4 protein-coding genes and 1 pseudogene are annotated in these 4,779 nt (G+C 50.1%); 1 reads left to right on the top strand and 4 read right to left on the bottom strand.

What is annotated here, in order from left to right; genetic code table 11:
• From QVO99_RS10005 to QVO99_RS09990, 4 genes and pseudogenes are all read right to left on the bottom strand, one after another.
• Window positions 1-184: pseudogene (locus QVO99_RS10005) on the bottom strand (methylcobamide--CoM methyltransferase); the annotation flags it as partial.
• Between the two features lie 128 nt (window positions 185-312).
• Entirely contained in the window at window positions 313-1,287 is a 975-nt protein-coding gene (gene dusB, locus QVO99_RS10000) for a tRNA dihydrouridine synthase DusB (protein WP_022317475.1), read from the bottom strand.
• 42 nt (window positions 1,288-1,329) lie between these two features.
• The gene (gene dprA / locus QVO99_RS09995; RefSeq protein ID WP_022317474.1) at window positions 1,330-2,463 is read right to left on the bottom strand and encodes a DNA-processing protein DprA; all 1,134 of its coding nucleotides are present in this window, start codon (window positions 2,461-2,463) and stop codon (window positions 1,330-1,332) included.
• Window positions 2,464-2,473: 10 nt separating this feature from the next.
• Window positions 2,474-2,878 (bottom strand): acyl-CoA thioesterase, encoded by a 405-nt coding sequence (locus tag QVO99_RS09990; RefSeq protein WP_022317473.1) that lies wholly within the window; start codon window positions 2,876-2,878, stop codon window positions 2,474-2,476.
• Window positions 2,879-3,319: 441 nt separating this feature from the next.
• On the opposite strand from QVO99_RS09990, the gene QVO99_RS09985 reads away from it, so the two are divergent.
• Window positions 3,320-4,492, top strand: coding sequence for an ATP-binding protein (locus QVO99_RS09985; protein ID WP_022317471.1), 1,173 nt, complete (start codon window positions 3,320-3,322; stop codon window positions 4,490-4,492).
• Window positions 4,493-4,779: the final 287 nt, after the last annotated feature.

The raw sequence follows: 4,779 nt of genomic DNA, 5'->3' as shown, positions 1-4,779 counted from the left end.
CCGCCGTAGGGTATCTGCCGGCGAGAGCCTTGATAGCCTCGAAGTGGGTCTGTCCGTCGCAGCAAGCCTCCCTCACGCTCTTCCCCGTCAGTTCTATGCCGGGATGCGTCATCACGGGCACGGCGACGGTCTTATGATTCTGGATAACGCCCGTTATCCATTCTTTCATGGAAATGTTCATAATATTGTGGTCTCCTTTTTATATACGTTTTTCAATATCATGACGCGTATTTGCATGAAGTGTAATCATTGCCCCCGAACAGGCATAATGACCTGTTCGGGGTTGCCCCGAATAGGTAACAGAATTCGGGTTTATTTTCTCTGTTCTTCGAGGATTCCCATCAGTTCGTCCATCGTGTTTGCACGTAGCATGGCGATGCGGGTCTGGCGGAAGTTAGGTATTCCCTTGAATATCGGACTTGCGGCGAGGTGGCGCCTTGTGTGCAGTATGCCGCGGTATTCGTCGATGCGTTCCACATTGATGCGCAGCTGCTCTTCGAGCACGTCGAGCATCCAGTTGAACGTCATCTCGGGGTCAGCCTCCTTGCCGTCGAGATAGTCACGTATCTCCTTGAATATCCATGGGCGTCCGAAGGTGGCTCGCCCTATCATCACGGCGTCAACGCCATATTCCTCGAAAGCCCGTTTCGTTTCCTCCGGCGATGTGATGTCGCCGTTGCCGATGATGGGGATGTTGATTCGCGGGTTCTTCTTCACTTCGCCAATCAGAGTCCAGTCGGCAGAACCTGTATACATCTGTGCCCTCGTCCTTCCGTGTATGGTGAGAGCCTGTATGCCGCAGTCCTGCAGCTGTTCGGCGAGGTCGCAGATGATGAGGTTGTCGTTGCTCCATCCCAGTCGCGTCTTCACCGTGACGGGAGTGTTCACCGCCTTCACCACGTTTTTCGTGATGTCGAGCAGCAGCGGCACGTTCTGCAGCATGCCGGCTCCGGCACCTTTTCCAGCCACCTTCTTCACGGGGCAGCCGAAGTTGATGTCTATCACGTCGGGATGTGCCTGGTCTTCCACAATCTTTGCCGCCTCTACCATCGACTCCACGTCGCGTCCGTAAATCTGAATGCCCACGGGGCGCTCCTCATCGCTGATGGTGAGTTTGTTGACGGTGCTTTTCACCGATCTTACGAGAGCCTCTGCGCTCACGAACTCGGTGTATACCATAGATGCCCCGTATCTCTTGCATAGCATACGGAATCCGATGTCGGTGACATCTTCCATCGGTGCGAGAAACAGAGGGCGATCTCCAAATTGTATGTTTCCTATTTTCATTGTCTACTTGTCTACTTTACTCCTTGTCAACTCGTCTCCTTGTCAACTAATCAAATGATACATTCCTCCAGCCAGTGCCTTTACCATTCCCTTCATCTCCAGTTCGAAGAGAAGGGCGGTGAGCCTGTTTATAGGCAATCCCGTGGATACCGTAAGCACGTTCATCTGCTGGTCGTTGTTCTTGGCGAGAGCGTCGATTATTGTCTTTGCGTCGCCTTCCACTTCGGGGAAGAGACTCCTCTCTATACCGTTCTTCTGGGCTGTGGCGAGCTGTGCGTCAGTCTCCCATCCCATGTCGCTGACGAATGATTCCGCCGATATTACCATCTGTGCTGACCGGTTGCGGATAATCTTGTTGCATCCTTCAGAGAGGCTGTCGCCAATTCTGCCGGGGAATGCGAAAACGTCGCGGTTGTATGAGTTTGCCAGCGAGCAAGTGATGAGTCCTCCGCCCTTTGCAGCGCTCTCCACGAGTATGGTGGCGTCTGACATGCCTGCCACGATGCGGTTGCGCCTCACGAAGTTCACTTTGTCGGCATTGGTATTCGTGAAATGCTCCGTCAGTAGTCCACCACATCCCACCATCCTGTCTGCCGTCTCCCTGTGGCGTGGCGGATACAGGTTGTCGAGTCCGTGGGCAAGCACTCCCACAGTGGGTATGCCGTTTTCCAGCGAGTGTCTGTGCGCCATGATGTCCACTCCGTATGCCAGTCCGCTGGCAATGAGGATCTCGGGACACAACACCTTGATGTCTGCAATGAACTTGCGTATGCAGTCGTCGGCATACTGTGTGGCGTGGCGTGTTCCAACGATATTGATCACCCGTTTGGCATTGAGGTCGGCATTGCCTTTATAGAAGAGTACGAGCGGTGCGTCGTTGCACTCTTTCAGCCGCTGCGGATAGTCGTCGTCGGATATCAGCAGCACCTGTATGCCGTGGGCAGCCGCATATTCCAGTTCCTCCTCCGCTCTCTGCTGCAGTGGGGCGATGTCTTTAAGCGAGTTGGCGAGACGCTTCGGACAGTCGGGCACGATGTCGAGTATGTTGTCATGATGGTCGGCAATGTTTGTGAACGAACCTGCCCTGTGGAGCAGTTCCCTCATCGCCGGGATATTGTAGAATCCCATTCTCGACAGCGTCAGGGCATTGAGTCTTTCTTGCTGTGCTGTATCCATCCGAATCGTCTTATTTGTTTATATATTCCTTGAAGGCATCGTCGTATTCGGGACTGTTGGCGAGTCTGCCGTCAACGATGCAGACCAGGTCAATCACTCCCTTGAAGCATATCTTGTTGTCCGACGCACGGTAGATGTCCTGATGGAACACGTATTTTATTCCCTCCTTGGTGAGGTTCAGACGGGAGAAGAACTCATCGTCGCATCTGAGAGGAGTCTTGAACTGCAGGTTCATCCTTGCCACCACGGCGTCGATTCCTCTTCTGTGCATCTCTGCGAAGCTGAGTCCGCATTTCTGCAAGAACAGGTGTCTTGTGTGTTCGGCGTAGTGCAGGTAGTTAGCGTTGTTTACTATTCCCTCGATGTCGCATTCGTAGTCGCGCACCATCATCTTGGTCTCAAATATATAATCCATATTTGTTATGTTATGGTTTCTTATGATTAAAAAATCCCGTATTCATCGATAAAATCAGGTCTCGCTATCTTCTGTCTTTACCTTAAACCAGCAGACTTGCAATCTTACAAAAAAGCAAGTCATTGGATAACGCAGAATTATCCGATGCTTGCATCGGTCAGGAAATCCACTTGTCCAAGTGTTGCTGAAAACTTAGATAAAGAATATCTGATATATGGCAAAGGTAAATATAAAAACTGAGATAAACACTCCTTTCGAGGAATTTATTGTGCAGGCAAGGCATTTTGCGGATTTAAAACGGACAAAAGGCGCCTTGTAAAAAAGCTCTAAGAGGGACAAATTCGCCAAATATTTCCCTCAATGAGGGACGTTTTAAGCCAAAAGCGTCCCTCATTGAGGGATTTTTCGTATCTTTGCATTGTTATCAAACGTCTACAAGCTATGATAGAATTGAAACTTTATGAATACATGCGCGAATTGCTCAAGCAGACACCCACCACATTCGTGCGTTATAAGTATGACGATATCAGTTGGGATAGTCGTTTGGTGGGAATACTTGGTCCGCGTGGCATCGGCAAGTCTACAATGATATTGCAGCGTATAAAGAACACGCCCGAAAACCATAGCCTCTACATCACAGCCGACAACATGTACTTTGCCGACCATAAACTTTACGACCTTGCCGATAAGTTTGTGAAAGAGGGTGGTACGCATCTGTATATCGACGAGGTACACAAGTATAGCGGCTGGAGCAGAGAATTGAAACTGATGTATGATATGCACCCTTCGCTTCACATCGTCTTTACCGGTTCTTCGGTGCTCGATATATATCGTGGCGAGTCCGACCTCAGCCGTCGTGCCTTGCTCTATTTCATGTACGGCTTGTCATTCAGAGAGTATCTGTCTTTCTTCCATGGCATAGAGAGTCCGGTTTACACTCTCGACGACATCCTCAGCAACCGCGCAGTGCTTGATGCCGTAGAACATCCGCTGCCACTCTTCCGCGACTATATGAGTCGTGGCTATTATCCCTTCTCCGTCCAGGGCGATTTCCCGATGCGTATGGAGCAAGTGGTGATGCAGACTATAGAAGTTGACATACCGCAGTATGCCGATATGAAAGCCTCTACAGCCCGTAAGCTGAAGCAGCTGCTTGCAATCCTCTCGCATCTGGCTCCATACAAGCCCGTAGCAGACAGTCTGGCGTCAGAGATAGGCGCAAGCAAGAACAGCATACCCGATTATCTGGCTTATCTTGAGAAGTCGGGTATGATAGGACTGTTGCGTGACGACACTTCGGGCATACGCAATCTTGGAAAGATAGAGAAAGTATATATTGACAATCCGAGTCTGATGACGGTTCTTGCCGGTGGTACGCCCGATATAGGCAATCTGCGCGAGACATTCTTCTACAATCAGATGCGTGTGCGCAATGTGGTGACAGCCTCACGTCAGTCCGATTTCGTCATTGGCAAGTACACCTTTGAGATTGGCGGACGCAAGAAGGGCAAACAGCAGATAGAAGGTTTGGACAATGGCTATATCGTGAAGGACGATATAGAAACAGGCTTCGGCAATATCATTCCGCTGTGGTGCTTCGGATTGAACTATTAACCCCCACCAAAAAAACACTCTTTTTAAAAGCAAAATACAAGCAAGCCCTAACGACCGATTTGGGTTAAAAATTGGGCACGCTGCTTGCCCAACTGGGGCAAGGTGCTTTCTCAAGTGGGGCAAGGTGCTTACCCCGGATGGGCAGATTTGCTGTCAGACGTCTGCCCAATAAGTTCGTATTGTAATACTAATATTCCTGTTTTCAGGATTCTGCCAACGTATGCAATTCTGTCGCCTGAATTCCTTCTCATCTGATAATCCCGAATCGGTCATTAGGCCGTTTATAG

Origin of the sequence: Prevotella sp. CAG:592 (assembly GCF_000436015.1) — a bacterium.
Taxonomy (GTDB): Bacteria; Bacteroidota; Bacteroidia; order Bacteroidales; family Bacteroidaceae; genus Prevotella; species Prevotella pectinovora.
This window is presented reverse-complemented; position numbering and strand designations above follow the sequence as displayed.

Excerpts from the sequence above, each read along its gene's own strand:
- QVO99_RS09985 (WP_022317471.1), top strand. The coding sequence starts at position 3,320 with ATGATAGAATTGAAACTTTATGAATACATGCGCGAATTGCTCAAGCAG.
- dprA (WP_022317474.1), bottom strand. The coding sequence starts at position 2,463 with ATGGATACAGCACAGCAAGAAAGACTCAATGCCCTGACGCTGTCGAGA.
- QVO99_RS09990 (WP_022317473.1), bottom strand. The coding sequence starts at position 2,878 with ATGGATTATATATTTGAGACCAAGATGATGGTGCGCGACTACGAATGC.
- dusB (WP_022317475.1), bottom strand. The coding sequence starts at position 1,287 with ATGAAAATAGGAAACATACAATTTGGAGATCGCCCTCTGTTTCTCGCA.